The organism is Clostridium sp. AF50-3 (assembly GCF_003477445.1).
In the GTDB taxonomy this organism is placed as follows: Bacteria; Bacillota; Clostridia; order Lachnospirales; family Lachnospiraceae; genus Otoolea; species Otoolea fessa.
On sequence record NZ_QUDH01000049.1, the window covers coordinates 1 to 1,195 of the forward strand.

Here is a 1,195-nt window from a genome sequence, read left to right on the forward strand (position 1 = left end):
TACCAAAGGGAGCGATACGCCGCTGTGAGATTCAGGGGAGGAACGACACCGGGGAGAACTGGCGAACTGACACCGAAATGATACCGAAACACAACAATCTGATAGGGGGACAGTCTACCCTATCGCTGATACTTCGGGAGATTTTAAGCGGCTCTATGGCTGTAATTTTACCGAAAATCGCCCCGAAACCATACACTAAAACGGGAGGAAGCGCAATATGCCGAGAATGAGCAAAAAGAGGAAGCATGAGCTTTCCTTTTACCTCAATGACCGGGGGCGTGTCACTTACAACGAATTATGCCGGAAATGCCAGCATGGGTGCAAGCAGAGCTTCCGGGCGGTTGTGATTGACTGCCCCCGTTATTTATCCAAACGAGCAAAGAAAAAGGAGGAACACACCGAATGAATTTTGAATTTATGACGATAGACACACCACTGCCGCCCTGTATGCCATTTCCCAGAGCGTTGACAGGATTTCCAGTCAGCAGCACCGCAAAGGTCATGTACTGCCGGATGCTGGACGCTATGCTATCCAAAGGGCAGGAGGACGAGAACGGAATCCTGTTTGTCTGCTTCCCTGTCACAGCCATTGCCGCAGTCCTGTCCCGCAGTCCTATGACGGTCAAGCGTTCTTTGAATGAACTGGAAAACGCAGGACTTATCATGCGGGTGCGTCAGGGCGTTGGAGAGCCGAACAGGATTTATGTGCTGATACCGGGAAAGGAGGACGCTGCCCTTGCCTGATAGCTCAAAACTTGAAAAGCTCAACCGGGAGCTGGAGAAAAGCGAAAAGAAACTGCGGAAAGCTATCAATGATGAAAAGGCATTGCAGCATCAGTTGAAGCAGCTTACCCGAAAGGAACGGACGCACCGGCTCTGTACTCGTGGCGGTATGCTGGAAAGTTTTCTGCAAGAGCCGGAACGCCTGACAGATGATGATATCATGCTGTTGTTGAAACTCATTTTTCACAGACAGGACACGCAGGAACTATTGAAAAAACTGCTGGAACGGAAGAAGCCGGAAACCCCTTAGTTTACTAAGGGCGCAATTATACACCACCCAGAGGTGGTGCATTGCGTTCTCCGAAGGCTCCTCGCCGGAGGGCTGTGATTTTCCGCAGTCATGGTCTGCTTCAAATCAAACAGGGGACGCTACGCTTCCCCTGCGCTGGCTGCCGCCAGCTACCCTTTTGTG

3 protein-coding genes are annotated in these 1,195 nt (G+C 51.2%); all 3 read left to right on the forward strand.

Annotation, left to right across the window (positions count from 1 at the left end):
- Positions 1-217: 217 nt before the first annotated feature.
- The 3 genes from DW085_RS18735 to DW085_RS18745 are packed head-to-tail and all read left to right on the forward strand — an operon-like array spanning position 218 to position 1,033.
- On the forward strand, positions 218-406 hold the full coding sequence (locus DW085_RS18735; protein ID WP_002304353.1) for a hypothetical protein: 189 nt from the start codon (positions 218-220) through the stop codon (positions 404-406).
- Entirely contained in the window at positions 403-744 is a 342-nt protein-coding gene (locus DW085_RS18740; protein ID WP_006873175.1) for a DeoR family transcriptional regulator, read from the forward strand. The genes DW085_RS18735 and DW085_RS18740 overlap by 4 nt, the downstream gene beginning before the upstream one ends.
- The gene (locus DW085_RS18745; RefSeq protein ID WP_009323503.1) at positions 737-1,033 is read left to right on the forward strand and encodes a DUF3847 domain-containing protein; all 297 of its coding nucleotides are present in this window, start codon (positions 737-739) and stop codon (positions 1,031-1,033) included. Before DW085_RS18740 ends, DW085_RS18745 begins: the two co-directional genes overlap by 8 nt.
- The last annotated feature ends 162 nt before the right edge of the window (positions 1,034-1,195 follow it).

Excerpts from the sequence above, each read along its gene's own strand:
- DW085_RS18740 (WP_006873175.1), top strand. The coding sequence starts at position 403 with ATGAATTTTGAATTTATGACGATAGACACACCACTGCCGCCCTGTATG.
- DW085_RS18735 (WP_002304353.1), top strand. The coding sequence starts at position 218 with ATGCCGAGAATGAGCAAAAAGAGGAAGCATGAGCTTTCCTTTTACCTC.